The following is an 18836-nucleotide window of genomic DNA, read 5'->3' on the forward strand; positions in this document are numbered from 1 at the left end:
TATAGCCCATACAGGTTGAAGGCCAGCGCGAAGCCCGGCGCTGCCACGCTTTCATTGCCAGCGGGGCCTTGTTCCGCGCAGCATGACGCGGTCTTCCTGTTCACCGCGGGACATGCCGATGCCACGCCTCACGCGCCGCCTGGTCCTGCCCGCCGCCCTGCTGGCGCCCGCCGTGCTCGCGCAGCCGGCCTTCCCCAACCGGCCCGTGCGCCTCGTCTCCGGCTTCGCGCCGGGGGGCGCCACGGACATCCTGGCGCGCAGCATGGCGGACCGGCTGGGGGCGCTGTGGCGGCAATCCGTGGTGGTGGAGAACCGGCCGGGCGCGGGCGGGAACATCGCCGCCGACTACGTCGCCCGCGCCGCGCCGGACGGGCATGTGCTGCTGCTCGGCACCTCCGCCCAGGTGCAGTCCGCGGGGCTGTTCGCGCGCCTGCCCTACCACCCGCTGCGGGACTTCACGCCGCTGCTGCTGATGGCGGGCTATCCGGTCGCCCTCGTGGTGCATCCCGCCCTGCCCGTGCACGACCTGGCGGCGTTCGTCGCCCTGGCCCGCGCCCGGCCGGGGCAGGTGACGCTGGCTTCCTCCGGCATCGGCAACACGCCGCATTTGGCCGCGCTGCTGCTGGCGCAGATGGCGGGGGTGGAGTTCACGGTGGTGCAATACACCGGCGCCGCGCTCGGCCAGGCCGCCGTGCTGAACGGGGAGGTGAACGGCGCCTTCCAGTCCATGGTGCTGGCCAGGCCCGCGGTGGAGGCCGGGCGCGAAAGGGCGCTGGGCACCACCGGGGCGCGGCGCTGGCCGGAGATGCCTGACGTGCCGACCATCGCCGAGCAGGGCTATCCGGGCTTCGAGGCCGGCAGCTGGTTCGGCATCCAGGGCCCGCCCGGCATGGCGCCGGGCCTCGTGGAACGGCTGCACGCGGACCTTGCCGCCGCTTTCGCCGATGCCGGGCTGCGCGCCCGCCTGGCCGCCGCCGGCTTCGGGCTGCGGGAAGCCGGGCCGGCCGCCTTCGCCGCCGTGATGGAGGAGGAGTTCACGCGCTGGGCGCGCGTGCTGCGGGAAGCCGGCATCCGGCCGGAATAGGGCCGCCCCGGGTCGCGCTCAGGCGCGGGCGGACAGCACCGCCAGGAAGCGCCGGTTCCAGGGCATCTGCCGCAGCAGCTGCATCACGCTCACCTGCCCGGTGATGCCGCCGAAGACCAGGAAGGCGCCGACCAGCACCACCATCAGGTGGAACCAGGGGGAGACCAGGAGGCCCAGCGCCTCGCCGGCCATCAGCAGCACGCCGACCGCGATCTGCCCCTGGCGCGCCAGGTCCATCGGCCGGCCCCGCTCCTCCACCACCGGCAGCCCGGCGGCGTGCCAGCCATCGATGCCCCCCTCGATCAGGCAGACCTGGCAGCCCGGCACGCGCGCCAGCAGCCGCGCGGCATTGGCTTCCGTGCGGGCGCCGGTGCGGCAATGGAACATCACCGTGGCGCCCGGCGTCACCGCCAGCACCACCTGTTCCAGCCGCGAGAGCGGCAGGTTGCGGGCGCCCGGGATGCGCACCAGCGCATGCTCATCCGCCTCCCGCACATCGACGAGGACGGCGCCCTCGTCACGCATCAGGCGGGCAGCTTCGACGGGAAGGATACTCCGCGGCATGAACGGCCTGTCCCTGGTCATCGCTAGGGAGAAGATTCTGCTCCCTATCTGTCTCATCACTGGCGGCAGGTCCAGCGGAAACGCAAAATTGTATGCACCGTGCCGGCTGATGACGATGGTCAGTCATCAGGAACCGTGATGGCGTCTCGCATCTCGCGACCCGTCACGATAATGATGCGGGGCCCGCGGCCCGATGCCTCAGCCGCAACGCACCGACATGCCGCCATCCACGATGAGCTCCGTGCCGGTGATGAAGCGCGCCTCCTCCGAGGCCAGGAACAGCACCGCATTCGCGGTGTCCCGCCCATCGCCCGCGAAGCCCATCGGGATGCGCGCGATGCGGGACCTGATCAGCGCCTCCACATCGCCGCCGGCGCGCTGGCCCGCGAGCCGCGTCTCCACCATCGGCGTGTGCATCTGCCCCGGCACCACGGTGTTCACGCGGATGCCCTTGGTGGCGTACTGGATGGCGACGACCTTCGAGAGCTGGATGACGCCGGCCTTGGAAGCGGCGTAGGCCACCTGCGCCGCGCCGGTCCAGCGGATGCCGCTGGTGGAGGCCAGGTTCACGATGGCGCCGCCGCCCTGGTCCACCATCACGGGCAGCACATGCTTGCAGCCCAGGAACACGCTTTTCAGGTTGTGGTCGATCTGCGCGTCCCACACCTCCTCCGCCATCTCCACCGGCCCGCCCGCCGCCGATCCGCCGACATTGTTGACCAGCACGTCGATCCGCTTGTGGTCGGCGACGATGCCGCGGACGATGGCGGCGACGCTGTCGCTTTCCGTCACATTGCCGGTCAGGGGAATGAAGCGGCCGCCGGCCTCCGCCGCCCTGGCCGCCGTCTCCTCCATCGCCGCCGCGTTGCGGTCCACGCCGATGACGGTCGCGCCTTCCCGCGCGAAGCCCACCGCGATGGCCCGCCCATTGCCCCAGCCGGGGCCGACCGATCCCGCGCCGGTCACCAGCACGACCTTGCCCTCGAAACGCTTCGTCATCGTCAAATCCTCAATCCAGTACGATGTTCGCGGCCTGCGCCACGCGCCGCCAGCGGGCGATCTCCGCGCGCTGGAAGGCGCCGTATTCGGCTGGGCTGTTGCCGACCACGGTGTAGCCGCCCGCTTCCAGCGTGGCCGCGTTGGACGGTTCCCTCAGCACGGCCGCGATCTCCGCGCTGATCGTCTCCAGCAGGGCCGCTGGAATGCCCGCCGGCCCCATCACCGCCTGCCAGGAGGAGACGTTGAAGTCCGGCAGCCCGGCTTCCGCCGCGGTCGGCACTTCCGGCAGCAGCGGGCTCCGCTCGGCGGCGGTGACCAGCAGCGCGCGCAGCCGGCCTTCGCGCACCGGCCCGATGATGCTGCCGAGCCCCTGGAAGCTGACCTGCACCGTCCCCGCCAGCTGGTCCATCACCGCGGTCGCGCCACCGCGGGAGGGGACGTGCGTCGCCTCCGTCCCCGTCATCTGCGTGAACAATTCCATCGTCAGGTGGGGCGAGGAGCCGATGCCGCTGGTGGCGTGGAAGACCTGGCCCGGCCGCGCGCGCATCCAGGCGACGAGTTCCGGCAGGTTGCGCACCGGCGCGACGGCGGGGTTCACCACCAGCACGTTCGGCGTCGTCACCGCCAGCGTGACCGGCGCGAAATCCACCAGCGGATCATAGCCGGGGTTGCGGTACAGCACGGCGTTCAGCGCGAAGGCGCCGATCGATCCCACCATCAGCGTATGGCCATCCGGCGCCGCGCGCATCAGCAGCCGTGCCGCGAGCTGGCCATTGGCGCCGGGCCGGTTCTCCACCACCACGGGCTGGCCGCGCTTCTCCGACAGCCGCGTGTTGATGGCCCGCGCGGCGATGTCGGAAGCGCCGCCCGGCGCGAAGGGCACCAGCAGCGTCACGGGCCTGGCCGGCCAGGCGCCCTGCGCCAGCGCCGGCGGCGCCATCAGCGCCGCGACCAGCCCCATGCCCTGGCGCCGGGTGATCCCTGCCATGCCGCTTCCTCCTGTTCTTGCCATCAGCGTTAGGCCGCTTCGCCGCGCCCGGCAACCGCTTGCCAGCCGCGCCCCGCGCTCTACCCTGCCGCGCAACAAGCCCGAGGAAGCGCCATGGCCCGGTCCACCCAGCACTACATCCCCGTGCGCGAGGACTGGCTCGCGCTGGGGCGGGAGGAGGCGCTGGACCCCGGCCAGCCCATCGTCGATCCGCACCACCACCTCTGGGACCGGCCCGGCTGGCGCTACCTGCTGGACGACATCCTGGCCGACCTCCGCACGGGCCATGATGTGCGCGCCACCGTCATGGTGCAGGCCCGCGCGATGCATCGCGCCGAGGGGCCGGAGGCGATGAAGCCCGTGGGCGAGACGGAATTCGCCAACGGCGTCGCCGCCATGTGCGCCAGCGGCATCCATGGCGATGTGCGCGTCTGCGCCGGCATCGTGGGCTATGCGGACCTCACGCTGGGCGATGCCGTGCGCCCGGTGCTGGAGGCGCATCTCGCCGCCGGCGGCGGCCGCTTCCGCGGCATCCGCCACATCGCGACCTGGGACCCCGACCCCGCGCTGCTCAACCCCGCCTATACGCCGGCGGAGGACATGATGGGGAGCGCACCGTTCCGCGCGGGTTTCGCGCAGCTGGCGGCCCTCGGCCTCAGCTTCGACGCCTGGATCTACTTCCATCAGGTCCCGCGCCTCGCGGCGCTGGCGCGCGCCTTCCCGCAGGTGCCGATCGTGCTGGATCATTGCGGCGGCATCCTCGGCATCGGGCGGTATGAAGGCCGGCGCGATGCGGTGCATGCGGAATGGCTCGGCTTCATGCGCGACCTCGCCACCTGCCCGAATGTGATGGTCAAGCTCGGCGGCCTCGGCATGCGCCTGCCGGGCTTCGGCTTCGAGGATGGCCCGAGGCCACCGGACAGCGCGACGCTGGCCGCGGCCTGGAAGCCCTGGATGGAGCCGGTGATCGAGCTGTTCGGCACCGGCCGCTGCATGTTCGAGAGCAACTTCCCCGTGGACAAGGGCAGCTACGGCTATGGCGAGGGCTGGAACGCCTTCAAGCGCTTGGCCGCCCAGGCCAGCGCCGATGAGAAGGCCGACCTGTTCTGGCGCAGCGCCACGAATTTCTACCGCTTGCCTACCACGCCGGGATGAGGCCGAGGCCAGGGCCGGCTGGCACGTCGATGAACCCGTCGCGCACGGCCAGCGCCTCCCCATAGGGCGGCGCCTCGAGATCCGCGAAGTAGATCTCGATCGGCTCAGCATCGGGCAGCGCCGCCAGCAGATGCAGCGTGGCCAGCAGCCCCGGGCCGAAATAGGGGGAATGCGGCACCACCGCGATGCCCGCCTGCCGCGCCATCGCCGCCACCTCGCGCAGCGCGGAGACGCCGCCATGCTTCGTCACGCTGGGCTGCGCCACATCGACGGCGCCGGCCTCGATCAGCCGCGCGAAATCATGCGGATTGGCCAGGTTCTCCCCCGCCGAGATGCCGACGACGCCGTCCCGCCGCAGCGTGGCCAACGCGCGAAAATCCTCGGGCGGCCAGGTCGGCTCCTCCACCCAGCGCACATTCATCCCCGCCACCGCGCGGCAGAAGTCGCGCGCCTGGTCCAGCGTCTCCCAGGCGCAGTTGATGTCGAGCATCAGCGGGATGTCGTCCGGCGCCGCCGCCCGCGCCGCGCGGATTCCCTCCAGCGCCACCTCATGCAGCTTGATGGCGCGATAGCCGCGTCGCACCGCTTCCCGCACATTGCGTGCGACGGCATCGGGATCGTCGTAGCGCAGCAGGCTGGCATAGGCGGCGACGCGCGGGCGCGCGGCCTGGCCCAGCAGCGCGTGCAGCGGCCTGCCCGCGCGCTGCGCCGCGATATCCCACAGCGCGATGTCGATGGCGGAGATCGCGAAGCTGACGGGCCCGTTGCGGCCGAAATTGTGGAAGCGCCGTTCCAGCAGGCGCGTCAGCGCGGGGATGTCGCCGTCATCCTGGCCGAGGCAGGCGGGCGCCACCAGCCGGTCCAGCGCATCGCGCGTGGTCTCCACCAGGGTGAAGCCGAAACCCTCCCCGAACCCCACCAGCCCGTCCGCGGTCTCGACCCGCACCAGCAGCGTGTCCATGCTGCGCAGCCGGAGGTTCCCGCCCTGGGTGGCCGGCCCGGCGCCGTAGCTGAAGGCGCTGCGGTGCACGCGGCTTTCCACGCGGGCGATGGTCATGGCGTTTCCCCCTGGTCAGGGGGACATCCTGGCATCCATCGCCGCGCGCGTCTCCCGGTCCGTCTCCGCCAGCAGGGCCTTGACCCGTTCCGCCAGCACCGCGGCGGCGACGGGCAGGGCGCGTTCCCGCCGCGCCAGCAGCGCCAGCCGCCCCGCCTTCACCTGCGGATCGACCAGCGGCACGAAGACCAGCTCCCCGGTCGCGAGTTCCGCGCGGATTCCGATGGGGGATCGCATCGCCAGCGCCATGCCGGCGCGCACCAGCGCCGCGACGGCGCCCGGCGAGTTCGTCTCCGCCACCTCCGTCCGCTGCGCCCAGCGGCGCACCAGCCCATGCGCATCCGGCTGCGCGCCGATGCCGTGCTTCAGCATCACCACCGGCTCCGTCGCCAGGTCGCTCAGGCGCAGCGACGCGCGCTGCGCCAGCGGATGCGCCGGGCGCATCACCGCGCCGATCGGCACCGCGGCCTCCGCCAGCACCGTGACATCCGCGTGGCGCTGCGGATGCATGGCCAGGCCGAGGTCGCACTGCCCCTCCGCCACCGCCTGCACCACATCGGGCCCCGTCATCACGTCGATCCCGAAGCTGACGCGCGGGAATTCCTGGTGGAAGGCCGCCAGCACCGGCGGCAGCACGTCCCGGATGATGCCATCCTCGCTGGCCAGGCCGACGCGGCCGCGCCGCAGGCCGCGCAGATCATCCAGTTCTGACAGCGCGCGGTCCAGCAGCATGTCGATCTCCCGCGCGTGCCGGTACAGCACCTCGCCCGCGCCGGTCAGGCGCACGCCATCGGCCATGCGCTCGAACAGCCTGCATTGCAGCTGGTCCTCCAGCTTCAGGATCTGGCGATTGATGGCGGAAGGCGCGACGCGCAGCGCCTCCGCCGCCTGGCGCATCGACCCGCAGCGCACCGTCTCCCGGAAGTAGCGGAGCGCGATGAGATGGACATGCATGAAGCTCGACACGCTCGCCCCCACGCCGGATGGGCAAGCCTATGGCATGGCGCGGGGGATGGCGATGCGCCTCACGCGATCGCCGGCTGGGCGGCGCGCTTCAGCAGGGGCTTCACCGCGGACTGGATCAGCGCCATGGAACGCCGCACCGCATCCGTCCTCAGCCCCGGCACCTGCACCATGACGTCGAGGCGATCCACCCCCGTCTCCGCGACATAGTCGTTCAGCAGCCCCGCCACTTCCGCCGGCGACCCGATGATGAAGTTCACGCCCAGCGCCCGCTCCTCCAGCGTGCGGGGATCGGCGGCGAGCAGCCCCTTCGTCATGGCTTCGGCGTGGTAGCCCTTGCCGCCCATCTGGCCGAGATAGAGGGACAGCGCCTCATCCGCGTCGCGCATCGCCTCCGCATGGGTTTCGGCCACGAAGACAAGCCGCACGCCCCGCACCAGCCCGGTGCCGCCGGCGGCGCGATAGGCCTGCACGATCGCGGCCTGGATCGCCGGCAGCTCCGCCTGGCCGACGACGAGGTTGATGCCCGCATCGGCGATATGAGCGAGCGTCGCCTGGTCCCGCGCCGCGGCCCAGATGCGCGCGGCCAGGTCCGGCGCCGGCGCCGGCGACATGGGCGCGCCCGGCGCCGTGCCGGCCAGATGGGCCACGATCTCCGTCAGCAGGCTGCGGAACAGCGCGGCCTTCGCCGCCCGCGCGGGATCGCCCGGCTTCACATCCGGCGTCGATCCCAGGCCGACGCCGAATTCCGCCCGCCCGCCGCTCAGCAGGTCCAGCAGGCTCATCTCCTCCGCCGTCCGCTGCGGCGGGGTGGTGGAGAGGATGCGCACGCCGGTGCCGAGCGCGATGCGCGTGGTCTTCGCCGCCAGATGCGCCAGGAACATCTCGGAGGCCGGGATGCGGCCGTAGAAGCGCGCGCCGGGGCGGACATTGTGGTGTTCCCCGATCCAGACGCTGTCGAAGCCAAGCTCCTCGGCCAGCAGCGTCTCCTCGATCGCGATGGCGACGGCTTCCGCATCGCTCGTCGCATGCGCCGCCCACATCTGGTTCATGATGCCGAGCGCGTTGCTCTTCAGCATGGCGTGTCGTCCCCTCTTCCTCAGGCGGTGCCGGGCCGTTCGCGGCGCCACGGCATGGCGAGCCGTTCCGCGAGGCAGACCAGGCCATAGACGCAAAGGCTGGCGGCGGTGCAGAGCAGCACGGCGCACCACACCTCCGTCATGCGATACTGCGAGCTGGCGAAGACGATGACGTAGCCGAGCCCGGTGGTGGAGGCGACCCATTCCGCGACGACGGAGGCCACGAAGCAGCCGCAGGCGGAAAGCCGCAGCGCGTTGAAGACGAAGGGCAGGGCGGCCGGCAGCCGCACCATCAGCAGCCGCTGCTTCCAATCGGCGGAGAGCGTGTGCAGCAGCTCCGCCACCTGGTCATCCGCGCTCGCCAGGCCGCGCATCGCGTTCACCAGCATGGGGAAGAAGACGAGGAAAGAGGCGATGAAGAGCTTCGGCTCCACGCCATTGCCGAGCCAGAGCAGCAGCGCCGGCGCCACGGCCACGATCGGCACGGCCTGCGCCATCATCGCCAGCGGCAGGGCCGTGAGGCGCGCGAGGCGGAGATGCACGAAGACCACCGCCAGCGCGAAGCCCAGCGTGTTGCCCAGCACGAAGCCGCCGAGCGCCGCCATCGATGTCCAGCCGAGATGCGTGAACAGCCGCGGCGCGGCGGCCACGAAGGTGGCGGCCACGTCGCTCGGCGCCGGCAGGATCAGGGGCGAGACGAGGCCCGCCCGCGTCACGCCTTCCCAGACCACCAGGATCGCCAGGAACAGCAGCGCCGCCGGCCCTACCTGCCGCGCCAGGCGGGACAGCGCCTCTTGCCCCGGCAGCCGCCATGCCGGCAGCGCCGGCGCGCGGACGGAAAGATCGGACGGCATCAGGCCATGCCCTCCCCGCGCGCGGTCCATCGGGCCAGCAGCCGCTCCGCCAGCATCACGCAGCCCAGCGTCGCGAGCGTGAGGCCGGAGGCGACGATGATGGCGGACCACATCATGGCCAGCTTGAAGTATTCGCCGGAGATGACGATGAGATAGCCGAGCCCCGCGCTCGCCCCTACCCATTCGCCGGTGATCGCGACGATGAAGGCGATGGAGGCGCCGATCTTCAGCGCCGTGAACAGGTAGGGCAGCGCCGCCGGCAGCTCCACGATCAGCAGGCGCTGGAAGCGGCTGGCGGACAGCGAATGGAGCAGTTCGTGGTACTCGACATCCGCCGATTCCAGCCCGCGCACCATGGTGATCAGCGTCGGGAAATAGACGGCGATGGAAACGACGGTGACGATGGGCACCAGCCCGCGATCCAGCATCAGCACCAGGATCGGCGTGATCGCCACCATCGGCATGCCCCGCGTCACCAGCGCCAGCGGCAGTACGCAGCGCTTGAAGGCGGGGAACCAGCCCATCAGCACCGCGACCACCACGCCGACGGCATTGCCGATGGCGAAGCCCAGCAGCGCCTCCGTCGCCGTCAGCCGGCCATGGCGCAGCAGCGGTTCGTTGTTCGTCAGCATCTCCGCCAGCACGGCGGAGGGCTTCGGCAGCAGGTAGGGCGCGATGATCCCCACCTCCGTCAGCGCCGCCCAGGCCAGCAGCAGCGTCGCCAGGCCGAGCGCCGGCGGCACCACGCGTTCCAGCCCCCGCCACGCCATCGCCCCGCCGCCGGAAAGGGTGAGGGACATCAGATCCTCGGCATGCCCGCGCGTTCCAGGATCTCGGTCGAGAGCATGGCATCGGTATCGATCACCGTGCTGGTCACGCCGGAGAGCTGGAGGTTCGTCGCCGTCTCCCGGTAGATGGCGGGATCCACCCACATCAGCCCGCGCTCCGCCGTCAGGGCGCTGCGCATGTGGTCGGCCTGGCCGCGCGCCAGGAACACCTGCTGGTCCAGGTCCAGGCCATCGATGAATTTCTGGTCGATGATCCACTTCGCCGCCGCGGCCGGGTCCTTGAAGTATTCCTCCCAGGCCTTGGCCTCCGCCCGCAGGTAGCGCACCAGCACGTCGCGCTTCGCGGGATCGGCGAAGACGCGTTCCTGGGTGAAGTAGGAATTGGTCTGCGCATTCATGCCGTAGGACGCCAAGGGCATCAGGTTCACCGGCACGCCCGCCATCTCGATGCTGCGGGGTTCGTTGAAGGCGAAGGTGGTGATCATGGCGTGGACGCGGCCGGAGATGATGGTCGCCACATCCGTCCGCCCGATCGGCGTCACCGTCACCTGGTCCGGCCGCAGCCCGTTCTTGCGCATGAACAGCTCGAAGAAGGTCTGGGCCGGAATCTTCACCGCGATCGGCCGGCCCGGCAGCTGGGACGGGTTGGTCAGCCCGCTATCCTTGCGCGCCGTCATGCAGACGGGGCTGCGCTGGTACTGGGCGGCGAAGATCTTGAACTTCTCGCCGCGCCCCGCGCCGGCGATGATCTGTTCCGGCCCGACGATGCCGATATCCGCCCGCCCCGCCGCCACCATCTGCACCTGGTCCACGCCGGTGCTGGCAGGCACGGCATTCACCGTCAGCCCCTCGGCCGCGAAGAAGCCGGCGCGCACGGCATAGAGCGGGCCGAACATCTCCACATTCGGCGCATAGCCCAGCGCCACGGTCAGCCGCGCGGGCGTCTGCGCGGAGGCGATGCGGAAGGATGGCAGCGCCAGCGTGGCCGATCCCGCCAGCAGCAGGCGGCGATTGAGGTGGATCATCGCTCGATTCTCCTCAGGCATAGGCGGGTTCGCGGGCGGGCTGGCGCGTGACGCCGGGGTCGCCATGCAGCGCATGGCGAAGCTCCGCCTCATGCGCGGCGAAGGCTGGGTCGTCGCGCATCGCATCGGTGCGGTGATGGCCGAAGCCGATCTCCAGCTTGTGCACGATCCGCCCCGGCCGCGGCGACATCACCGCCACGACGTCGGAGAGGATGATGGCCTCCGCGATCGAATGCGTGACGAGCAGCAGGGTGGCGGAGGTCTCCTCCAGGATGCGCAGCAGCTCGAAGTTCAGGCTGGCGCGCGTCAGCTCGTCCAGCGCGCCGAAGGGCTCGTCCATCAGCAGGAAGCGCGGCCGCAAGGTCAGCGCGCGGGCGATGGCGGCGCGCTGGCGCATGCCGCCGGAGAGTTCGTGCGGATAGGCGCGTTCGAAGCCGCGCAGGCCGACCAGCTCGATCGCCTCCTCCGCGCGCCGGCGGCGTTCCGCCTTGTCGGCCCGCGCCACTTCGAGGCCCAGCTCCACATTCTCCAGCATCCGCCGCCAGGGCAGCAGCACCGATTGCTGGGAGACGAGGGCGAAGCTGCGCGTGGCCCGCGCCTGCGCCGGCGTCATGCCGCCGAGCCAGGCGCCGCCGCCGCTGGGCTGCACGATATCGGCCAGGATGCGCAGCAGCGTCGATTTCCCGCAGCCCGAGGCGCCGATCAGCGAGGCCCAGCCGCCCTCCGGGATGGTCAGCGAACAGGCGGAGAGCGCCTGCGTCACCTCCCGCCCCCGGCGATAGGTCATGGAGAGGTCGCGGATTTCGATGCCGCCCCCTGGCGGCGCATCCGGCAGTCTCGCCAAGCATCGCCTCCTCAGGTCCGCGCGTGGCGGGCCATCCAGTCGTTGCGGTCGGCGTGGCTGGCGTGCTGGGTGGCGGTTCGCCCGTTCCGGGCATCCGCCTTCCCTTTCCTCGATGGGAAGGCTTTCATGCGCCGCGTGGCGCGGTCAAGCGCCGGATGGGCGACGGGGCGTTGCGCATCCGGCAACGCGGGCCCTCGCCAGCCGGCGCCGGCGGTGCCTAGACTGGCGCCGGTCAGGGGAGGGGAAGGCGCCATGCGGATCGCGCGACTGCGCAGCTTCATGAGCCGCGACGGCGACCGCCCGCGCGTGATCGTCGCGCTGGATACCGCATGCGGCATCACCGGCTGGGGCGAATGCTACAACCACGGCCCGGACCGCGCCCTGCCGCCGCTGCTCGACTACCTCACGGACATGATCGTGGGGGAGGATCCGCGCCGCGTCGAATACCTGACCCTGAAGCTGGTGCAGCAGGCGCGCTTCCCGCCCGGCGCGCTGGGCCTGGCCGCCATCGCGGCGATCGACCAGTGCCTGTGGGACATCGCGGCCAAGGCGCTCGGCGTGCCGGTGTACCAGATCCTCGGCGGCGCCATGCGCGACCGCGTGCGCGTGTACCAGGGCATCTACACCGCGCCCGATCCCGCGATGGCGCGCGACCGCGTGCAGGAACTCCATGCGCGCTTCGGCCTCACCGCCTTCAAGCTCAGCCCCTACCGCGTGGACATGCACGCGCATCGATGGGGGGAGGTGGTGCGCCAGGCCGGCGCGTATTTCGGCAGGCTGCGGGAGGTGGCGCCGCCCGAATTCGACTTCGCCTTCGACGCCCACGCCAAGATCTTCGAGCCCTGGCAGGCCGTGCAGCTCGGCAACGCGCTCGCACCCTTCGATCCGCTCTTCTTCGAGGAGCCGATCAGGCCGGAGCATTTCCCCGCCTGGGGCGAATTGAAGTCGCGGCTGGACTGCCCGCTGGCGACCGGCGAATCCCTCTACAGCCGCTACGAATTCCTCGCGCTGCTGAACGCGCGCGGCGCGGACATCATCCAGCCCGATGTCTGCGTCGTCGGCGGCGTGGGCGAGATGCGGCGCATCTGGACGCTGGCGGAGGCGCATTACGTCACCCTCGCGCCGCACAACCCGATGGGCCCGCTGGCGACGGCGGTGAACCTGCACCTCTGCCTGGCCGCGCCGAACTTCAAGATCCTCGAATACCGGCTGCCGCCGGGCATCGACACCGTGCGCAAGGGTGGCGATGCCGGCAGCTACGTCCTCGATCCCTACCTGCCGGAGGATGGCCACCTGCTGCCCCGCCCCGACCGGCCCGGCTGGGGCGTGACGATGGATGAAGCCTACCTCTCGACGGATCGCTACCTGCGCTGGGAACGGGCGATGCCGCGCAAGCCCGACGGGTCCTGGGGCTATCCCTGACGGGTTGCGAACACGAAACCTCGCCGCCATCGAACGTCCTTGCAGCGGCGTGGGCCGCATGCCAGCCTTTTCGCATCCGGGGCAACACCGGGCGGAGGAGGCTGCGGCCATGAAGGACCAGGGGGTGGGGCGTCGTGCCCTGTTGCAAGGGGCGGCCGGCATGGCCGTGGCGCTGCCCGCGGGCGGGGCGCTGGCCCAGGCGGCAGCGCGGGAAGCGCCGGATGTCGCGGCGGCGGTGCAGCAGGGCCGCCTGCCGCCGCTGGAACAGCGCATCGGCAGCGCCCCCCTGGTGGTCACACCGAATGAGGCGAATGGCCGCTACGGCGGCACGCTGCGCCGCGGGTTGCGCGGCGGGTCGGACCACAACGGCATCCTGCGCCTGATCGGCAACCAGGGCCTGACGCGCTGGAACATGGAGTTCACGGACGTCCTGCCCTGCGTCGCGCAGCGCTGGGACGTCTCCGCCGATTCGAAGGAGTTCGTGTTCCACCTGCGCCCCGGCATGCGCTGGTCGGATGGCGCACCCTTCACGGCGGACGACATCCTCTTCGCCATCAACGACTGCATCCTGAACACGGAACTCTACCGCTCGCCGCCCTCCATGTGGGTGATCGATGGCCAGCCCGTGAAGTGCGAGAAGGTCAGCGACACGGCGGTGAAGTTCACCTTCGCCGGCCCCTATGGCCTGTTCCTGCAGCAGATGGCGACGCCGCTCGGCCAGCATCCGACGCTGTTCGCGAAGCACTATTGCGGCCGCTTCCATCCCAAGTACAACGCGGACCTCGCGGCGACGCTGCGCCAGGCCAATGTCTCCGACTGGGCGCAGCTGTTCCGCCAGCGCTGCGGCGACATCGAGATTCCCTCCCGCTGGGGCAATGCGGAAAAGCCGACGCTCGATCCCTGGGTGGTGGAGGAACCCTACCAGGGCGGCGCCACGCGCGTGACGATGCGGCGCAACCCCTTCTTCTGGCAGGTGGACAACCAGGGCCGCCAGCTTCCCTACATCGATCGCCTGAACTTCCAGGTCTACCAGGACGTGGAAAGCCTGATGCTGGACGTGATCGGCGGGCGGCTCGACCTGCAGGAACGCCACATCGACGTGCTGGCGAACAAGCCGGTGGTCGCGCAGAACATGCAGCGCGGCAACTACCGCATGTTCGACACCATCAATGCCGGCTCCACCAGCATGATGATCTACCCCAACATCACCCACAAGGATCCGAAGATCCGGGAGATGCTGGGCAACAAGGAATTCCGCCAGGCGCTCTCGCTGGGCATCAACCGGCCGGAGATCGTGGACATCGTCTATCTCGGCCAGTCGGAGCCCTGGCAGACCGGCCCGCGGCCGACGCATCCCTGGTACCATGAGAAGCTGTCGCGCCAGTTCACCGAGCACAACACGCGGGAGGCCAACCGCATCCTGGACCGCATCGGCTACGCGCGGCGGGACAGCCAGCGCTTCCGCCTGCGGCCCGATGGCCAGCGCGTCTTCTTCGCGATCGACGTCATCACCGCGCTCTATCCCGACAACAACGACGCGCTGGAACTCATCAAGCGCCACTGGGCCGAAATCGGGATCGACGTGAAGATCAACACGATCGACCGGTCGCTCTACTACACCCGCGGCGACAACAACGACCACGACATCGCCGTCTGGCCCGGGCCGGGCGGGCTGGAGCCGATGCTGGACCCGCGCGACTTCTTCGCCATGCACACGCAGGGCACGCGCTACGCCGTGCCCTGGGCCATGTGGTACGCCAGCGGCGGGCGGGACGGGCAGGAACCGCCGGACCACCAGAAGGAACGCATGCGGCTCTATGACCAGGCGCGCTCCACCGCGGATACGCGGCGCCAGGGTGAGCTGATGAAGCGCGTCTTCGACATCTGCGCCGACCAGTTCGAATGCATCGGCGTGAACCTGGCGCCGAACCTCTTCGGCGTGGCGCAGAACCGGCTGCGCGGCGTGCCGGCCAGCATGCCCTATAGCTGGTCCTGGCCGCATCCCGGGCCTTCGCTGCCGCAGCAGTTCTTCTTCACCTCGTAAGGGAAGGGGGCGGGGCCGGCGCGCAGCCGGCCCCGCATCATCCGCATGCTGGCCTATATCCTCCGCCGCCTGGTCTGGATGGTGCCCTCCCTGGTGGCGGTCAGCTTCCTGGCCTTCTTCCTCATCCAGCTGCCGCCGGGCGACTACGTCACCACCTATGTCGCGACGCTCGCCGCCTCGAACGAGATCGTGGACCAGCGCACGGCGCAGGAGCTGCGCGAGCGCTTCGGGCTGGAGCAGCCCTTCATCGTGCAGTACTGGAAATGGATCACCGGCATCCTGCTGCACGGCGATTTCGGCCTGTCCTTCGAATGGCAGCAGCCCGTCTCCGGCCTGATCTGGGAACGGATGGGGCTGACCCTGCTGCTGACCTCCTCGACGCTGGCGATGACCTGGGCCATCGCGCTGCCCATCGGCGTGCTCTCCGCCGTGCGGCAGTACAGCATCCTCGACTACCTCTTCACCTTCATCGCCTTCCTCGGCCTCGCCATCCCCGGCTTCCTGCTGGCGCTGGTGCTGATGTATGTCGCGGTCGTGCATTTCGGCCAGGATGTCGGCGGCCTGTTCAGCGAGGCCTATCAGACCGCGCCCTGGTCCTTCGACAAGTTCCTCGACCTGCTCGCGCATCTCTGGGTGCCGGTGGTGATCCTGGCGGTGAACGGCACGGCGGGGCTGGTGCGCGTGATGCGCGCCAACATGCTCGATGAGCTGCACCGCCCTTACGTCACCACCGCGCGCGCCAAGGGGCTGTCGGAGATCAGGCTGCTCATCAAGTATCCCGTGCGGCTCGCGATCAATCCGTTGATCTCCACCATCGGCTGGATGCTGCCGCAGCTGATCTCGGGGGCCACCATCGTGGCGGTGGTGATGTCGCTGCCCATCGCGGGGCCGCTGCTACTGCAGGCGCTGCTGAGCCAGGACATGTACCTGGCCGGCGCCTTCCTGCTGCTGATGTGCACGCTGACGCTGGTGGGCATGCTGCTGTCGGACATCCTGCTGGCGCTGGTCGATCCGCGCATCCGGTACGATTGAGATGAACGCCATCCAGCCCGGCGCCGCGACGCCACCCGGGGACCGCGCCATCGACCGCACCGCGGCCGCTTCCCAATGGCGGCTGATGTGGTGGAACTTCCGCCGCCACAAGCTGGCCATGGCGGGCGGCATCATCGTGCTGCTGCTCTACGTGGTCGCGCTGGTGCCGGATTTCCTGGCCACCACCGATCCCGGCAAGCAGAACGCCCGCGCCGTCTTCCACCCCCCGCAGATGATCCGCCTGCTGGAGACGACGGAGGATGGCTGGCGCATCCGCCCGCATGTGCAGGCCATGCGCCTGACGCGGGACCGCGTGACCCTGGCGCCGACCTTCACGCCCGACCCCAGCCGCAAGATCTATCTCGGCTTCTTCGTCGAGGGCTACGAATACGAATTCCTCGGCCTCTTCACGACCAGCATCCATCTCTTCGGGCCGGAGAACCCGCGCGACAGCGTCTTCCTCTTCGGCGCGGATCGCCTGGGGCGCGACGTCTACAGCCGCATGATGAAGGCGGCGCAGACCTCGCTCTTCATCGGCCTGATCGGCGTCTTCCTCTCCCTCGTCATCGGGCTGATCCTCGGCGGCATCTCCGGCTATTACGGCGGGCGCGTCGATTTCGTGATCCAGCGCGTCATCGAATTCGTCCTGTCCCTGCCGACCATCCCGATCTGGCTGGCGCTGGGCGCGGCGCTGCCGCAGGGCTGGCCGCCGGAGCGCATCTATCTCTGCATCACCATCATCCTGTCGCTGGTCGGCTGGGCGCAGCTGGCGCGCGTGGTGCGCGGGCGCTTCCTGTCGCTGCGGACGGAGGATTTCGTCACCGCCGCGCGGCTCGATGGCGCGTCGGAGAAGCGCATCATCTTCCGCCACATGCTGCCCTCCTTCGCCTCCCACATCATCGCCTCCATCACGCTGGCCATCCCGGCGATGATCCTGGCGGAGACGGCGCTCTCCTTCCTCGGCCTCGGCCTGCAGCCGCCCGTCATCTCCTGGGGCGTGCTGCTGCGGGAAGCGCAGAACATCCGCTCCATCGCGACGGCACCGTGGCTCTTCGCGCCGGGCGGCGCGGTGGTGATCGCGGTGCTGGCGCTGAACTTCCTCGGCGATGGCCTTCGCGACGCGGCGGACCCGTACCAGAAATGACCGACACCGCCCCAACGCTCAATGCTCCGGTGCTGGAGGTCCGCGACCTCCACGTCTCCTTCCCCACCCGCACCGGCCTGGTGCGCGCGGTGGATGGCGTCTCCTTCTCCCTCGCGCGCGGCCTCACCACCTGCGTCGTCGGGGAGAGCGGCTCCGGCAAATCCGTCACCGCGCGGTCGATCCTGCAGATCGTCGATCCGCCCGGCCGTATCACCGGCGGGCAGATCCTGTTCCATCGCAAGGATGCCTCGACCGTCGATCTCGCCGCGCTGGACCCGCGCGGCCGCGCCATCCGCGACCTGCGCGGCGACGAGATCGCGATGATCTTCCAGGAACCGATGTCCTCCCTCTCCCCCGTCCACAAGGTGGGGGACCAGGTGGGGGAGGCGGTGCGCCTGCATCTCGGCCTGTCCCGCAAGCAGGCGCGGGAGCGGGCGATCGAGCTGCTGGCCTCCGTCGAGATCCCGGACCCCCATCGCGCGGTGGACCGCTACACCTTCGAATTCTCCGGCGGCATGCGCCAGCGCGTGATGATCGCCATGGCGCTGGCCTGCGACCCCGCCGTGCTGATCGCGGACGAACCCACCACGGCGCTCGACGTCACGACGCAGGCGGAGATCCTGGACCTCATCGGCCGGTTGCAGCAGCAGCGCGGCATGACGGTGATGTTCATCACCCACGACATGGGCGTCGTGGCGGAGATCGCGCACGACGTCGTCGTCATGGAACGCGGGCGCGTGCGGGAAAGCGGGAAGGTGCGCAGCCTCTTCGCCGCGCCGCGCGATGCCTATACGCGCATGCTGCTCGGCAATGTCACCAAGCTGGAACGCCCCTCCGACATCCGGCTGAAGCGCGTGGAACCGCCGGTGCCGCCGCCGCCCATCCTGCGGATCGACAACCTCTCCATGGTCTTCCCCATCGTGAAGGGCATCATGCGCCGGAAGGTGGGGGAGGTCCGCGCCGTCGATGGCGTGACGCTGGAGGTGCGGCCGGGGGAGACGCTTGGCGTCGTCGGCGAAAGCGGCTCCGGCAAGACCTCGCTCGGCCGCTGCATCCTGCGCGTCACGGACCCCACGGGCGGCGCCATCCATTACCGGCGGGAGGATGGCACGGAGATCGACCTGGCGAAGGCCGAGGGCGAGACGCTGCGCGCCGCGCGGCGCGAGATCCGCATGGTCTTCCAGGACCCCTTCGCCAGCCTGAACCCGCGCATGACGGTGGCGCAGATCGTGGGGGAGCCGCTGCTGGTCAATGGCCTGGCGCGCGGCGCGGAACTGCGCGACCGCGTGGCCGCGCTGCTGGAACGCGTGGGCATCGAGCCTGGCTGGGCGGAGCGCTACCCCCACGCCTTCTCCGGCGGCCAGCGCCAGCGCATCTGCATCGCCCGCGCCCTGGCCCTCAAGCCGCGCGTCATCGTGGCGGATGAGGCGACGGCCGCGCTCGATGTCTCGCTTCGCGCCCGGATGCTGGACCTGCTGCTGGACCTGCAGGACGAGCTCAACCTCGCCTATGTCTTCATCAGCCACGACATCAGCGTCATCCGCTACATGTGCGACCGCGTGGCGGTGATGCATCGGGGCCGCGTGGTGGAGACGGGGGAGGCGACGCAGGTCTGCGACAACCCGACGCACGCCTATACCAAGGCGCTGCTCTCCGCCGTGCCGCGGCCCGATCCGGAAGCGCGGCGCATCCACCTCCGCCACCGCTACGTGGCGGCGGCGGAGTAGCCATCGGAGACCGCTTGAGAACGCCGGACGGGTCGGCTCCGCGGGTCTTTTCCGCCGCTGCGGCGTC

General features: G+C 70.4%; 17 protein-coding genes. 7 read left to right on the plus strand and 10 right to left on the minus strand.

Annotated elements, in window-relative coordinates; genetic code table 11:
* The first annotated feature begins 118 nt into the window (after positions 1-118).
* Positions 119-1084: a Bug family tripartite tricarboxylate transporter substrate binding protein gene (locus JJI54_RS11770; RefSeq protein WP_203073177.1), complete on the plus strand. Its 966-nt coding sequence runs from the start codon at positions 119-121 to the stop codon at positions 1082-1084.
* An 18-nt stretch (positions 1085-1102) separates the two neighbouring features.
* Here the strand turns inward: JJI54_RS11770 and JJI54_RS11775 are convergent, their stop codons facing one another.
* From JJI54_RS11775 to JJI54_RS11785, 3 genes are all read right to left on the minus strand, one after another.
* Positions 1103-1705: a rhodanese-like domain-containing protein gene (locus tag JJI54_RS11775; protein WP_318987490.1), complete on the minus strand. Its 603-nt coding sequence runs from the start codon at positions 1703-1705 to the stop codon at positions 1103-1105.
* Positions 1706-1846: 141 nt separating this feature from the next.
* Entirely contained in the window at positions 1847-2647 is an 801-nt protein-coding gene (locus JJI54_RS11780; protein ID WP_203073179.1) for an SDR family NAD(P)-dependent oxidoreductase, read from the minus strand.
* A 10-nt stretch (positions 2648-2657) separates the two neighbouring features.
* Positions 2658-3635: a Bug family tripartite tricarboxylate transporter substrate binding protein gene (locus JJI54_RS11785; protein WP_203073180.1), complete on the minus strand. Its 978-nt coding sequence runs from the start codon at positions 3633-3635 to the stop codon at positions 2658-2660.
* A gap of 114 nt (positions 3636-3749) precedes the next feature.
* On the opposite strand from JJI54_RS11785, the gene JJI54_RS11790 reads away from it, so the two are divergent.
* Positions 3750-4790, plus strand: a complete 1041-nt coding sequence (locus JJI54_RS11790; protein ID WP_203073181.1) for an amidohydrolase family protein — start codon at positions 3750-3752, stop codon at positions 4788-4790.
* Here the strand turns inward: JJI54_RS11790 and JJI54_RS11795 are convergent.
* From JJI54_RS11795 to JJI54_RS11825, 7 genes are read right to left on the minus strand one after another with little or no spacing between them, the layout of a single operon-like run.
* Positions 4774-5847 carry a mandelate racemase/muconate lactonizing enzyme family protein gene (locus tag JJI54_RS11795; RefSeq protein ID WP_203073182.1) on the minus strand — a complete coding sequence of 358 codons (1074 nt, stop codon included), beginning with the start codon at positions 5845-5847 and terminating at the stop codon, positions 4774-4776. The genes JJI54_RS11790 and JJI54_RS11795 overlap by 17 nt on opposite strands.
* A gap of 15 nt (positions 5848-5862) precedes the next feature.
* Positions 5863-6813: a LysR family transcriptional regulator gene (locus JJI54_RS11800; RefSeq protein WP_203073183.1), complete on the minus strand. Its 951-nt coding sequence runs from the start codon at positions 6811-6813 to the stop codon at positions 5863-5865.
* 59 nt (positions 6814-6872) lie between these two features.
* Positions 6873-7889 (minus strand): LLM class flavin-dependent oxidoreductase, encoded by a 1017-nt coding sequence (locus tag JJI54_RS11805; protein ID WP_203073184.1) that lies wholly within the window; start codon positions 7887-7889, stop codon positions 6873-6875.
* A gap of 20 nt (positions 7890-7909) precedes the next feature.
* The gene (locus JJI54_RS11810) at positions 7910-8743 is read right to left on the minus strand and encodes an ABC transporter permease (protein WP_203073185.1); all 834 of its coding nucleotides are present in this window, start codon (positions 8741-8743) and stop codon (positions 7910-7912) included.
* The gene (locus JJI54_RS11815; RefSeq protein WP_203073186.1) at positions 8743-9543 is read right to left on the minus strand and encodes an ABC transporter permease; all 801 of its coding nucleotides are present in this window, start codon (positions 9541-9543) and stop codon (positions 8743-8745) included. The genes JJI54_RS11810 and JJI54_RS11815 overlap by 1 nt, the downstream gene beginning before the upstream one ends.
* Positions 9543-10556 (minus strand): ABC transporter substrate-binding protein, encoded by a 1014-nt coding sequence (locus JJI54_RS11820; RefSeq protein WP_203073187.1) that lies wholly within the window; start codon positions 10554-10556, stop codon positions 9543-9545. The genes JJI54_RS11815 and JJI54_RS11820 overlap by 1 nt, the downstream gene beginning before the upstream one ends.
* 13 nt (positions 10557-10569) lie before the next feature.
* Positions 10570-11400, minus strand: a complete 831-nt coding sequence (locus JJI54_RS11825) for an ABC transporter ATP-binding protein (RefSeq protein WP_203073188.1) — start codon at positions 11398-11400, stop codon at positions 10570-10572.
* Positions 11401-11652: 252 nt separating this feature from the next.
* On the opposite strand from JJI54_RS11825, the gene JJI54_RS11830 reads away from it, so the two are divergent.
* From JJI54_RS11830 to JJI54_RS11850, 5 genes are all read left to right on the plus strand, one after another.
* Positions 11653-12822 (plus strand): mandelate racemase/muconate lactonizing enzyme family protein, encoded by a 1170-nt coding sequence (locus JJI54_RS11830; protein WP_203073189.1) that lies wholly within the window; start codon positions 11653-11655, stop codon positions 12820-12822.
* Between the two features lie 109 nt (positions 12823-12931).
* Entirely contained in the window at positions 12932-14866 is a 1935-nt protein-coding gene (locus JJI54_RS11835) for an ABC transporter substrate-binding protein (RefSeq protein ID WP_203073190.1), read from the plus strand.
* Positions 14867-14911: 45 nt separating this feature from the next.
* On the plus strand, positions 14912-15898 hold the full coding sequence (locus JJI54_RS11840) for an ABC transporter permease (protein WP_203073191.1): 987 nt from the start codon (positions 14912-14914) through the stop codon (positions 15896-15898).
* Between the two features lies 1 nt (position 15899).
* On the plus strand, positions 15900-17042 hold the full coding sequence (locus JJI54_RS11845) for an ABC transporter permease (protein WP_203073192.1): 1143 nt from the start codon (positions 15900-15902) through the stop codon (positions 17040-17042).
* Positions 17039-18769: an ABC transporter ATP-binding protein gene (locus tag JJI54_RS11850; protein ID WP_203073193.1), complete on the plus strand. Its 1731-nt coding sequence runs from the start codon at positions 17039-17041 to the stop codon at positions 18767-18769. The genes JJI54_RS11845 and JJI54_RS11850 overlap by 4 nt, the downstream gene beginning before the upstream one ends.
* The last annotated feature ends 67 nt before the right edge of the window (positions 18770-18836 follow it).

The organism is Falsiroseomonas ponticola, from assembly GCF_016805305.1.
Classification (GTDB): domain Bacteria; phylum Pseudomonadota; class Alphaproteobacteria; order Acetobacterales; family Acetobacteraceae; genus Falsiroseomonas; species Falsiroseomonas ponticola.

Coding starts and splice junctions, on each gene's coding strand:
- JJI54_RS11840 (WP_203073191.1), top strand. CDS start 14,912: ATGCTGGCCTATATCCTCCGCCGCCTGGTCTGGATGGTGCCCTCCCTG.
- JJI54_RS11835 (WP_203073190.1), top strand. CDS start 12,932: ATGAAGGACCAGGGGGTGGGGCGTCGTGCCCTGTTGCAAGGGGCGGCC.
- JJI54_RS11780 (WP_203073179.1), bottom strand. CDS start 2,647: ATGACGAAGCGTTTCGAGGGCAAGGTCGTGCTGGTGACCGGCGCGGGA.
- JJI54_RS11810 (WP_203073185.1), bottom strand. CDS start 8,743: ATGCCGTCCGATCTTTCCGTCCGCGCGCCGGCGCTGCCGGCATGGCGG.
- JJI54_RS11850 (WP_203073193.1), top strand. CDS start 17,039: ATGACCGACACCGCCCCAACGCTCAATGCTCCGGTGCTGGAGGTCCGC.
- JJI54_RS11845 (WP_203073192.1), top strand. CDS start 15,900: ATGAACGCCATCCAGCCCGGCGCCGCGACGCCACCCGGGGACCGCGCC.
- JJI54_RS11805 (WP_203073184.1), bottom strand. CDS start 7,889: ATGCTGAAGAGCAACGCGCTCGGCATCATGAACCAGATGTGGGCGGCG.
- JJI54_RS11770 (WP_203073177.1), top strand. CDS start 119: ATGCCACGCCTCACGCGCCGCCTGGTCCTGCCCGCCGCCCTGCTGGCG.
- JJI54_RS11830 (WP_203073189.1), top strand. CDS start 11,653: ATGCGGATCGCGCGACTGCGCAGCTTCATGAGCCGCGACGGCGACCGC.
- JJI54_RS11815 (WP_203073186.1), bottom strand. CDS start 9,543: ATGTCCCTCACCCTTTCCGGCGGCGGGGCGATGGCGTGGCGGGGGCTG.
- JJI54_RS11790 (WP_203073181.1), top strand. CDS start 3,750: ATGGCCCGGTCCACCCAGCACTACATCCCCGTGCGCGAGGACTGGCTC.
- JJI54_RS11820 (WP_203073187.1), bottom strand. CDS start 10,556: ATGATCCACCTCAATCGCCGCCTGCTGCTGGCGGGATCGGCCACGCTG.
- JJI54_RS11795 (WP_203073182.1), bottom strand. CDS start 5,847: ATGACCATCGCCCGCGTGGAAAGCCGCGTGCACCGCAGCGCCTTCAGC.
- JJI54_RS11775 (WP_318987490.1), bottom strand. CDS start 1,705: ATGAGACAGATAGGGAGCAGAATCTTCTCCCTAGCGATGACCAGGGAC.
- JJI54_RS11785 (WP_203073180.1), bottom strand. CDS start 3,635: ATGGCAGGGATCACCCGGCGCCAGGGCATGGGGCTGGTCGCGGCGCTG.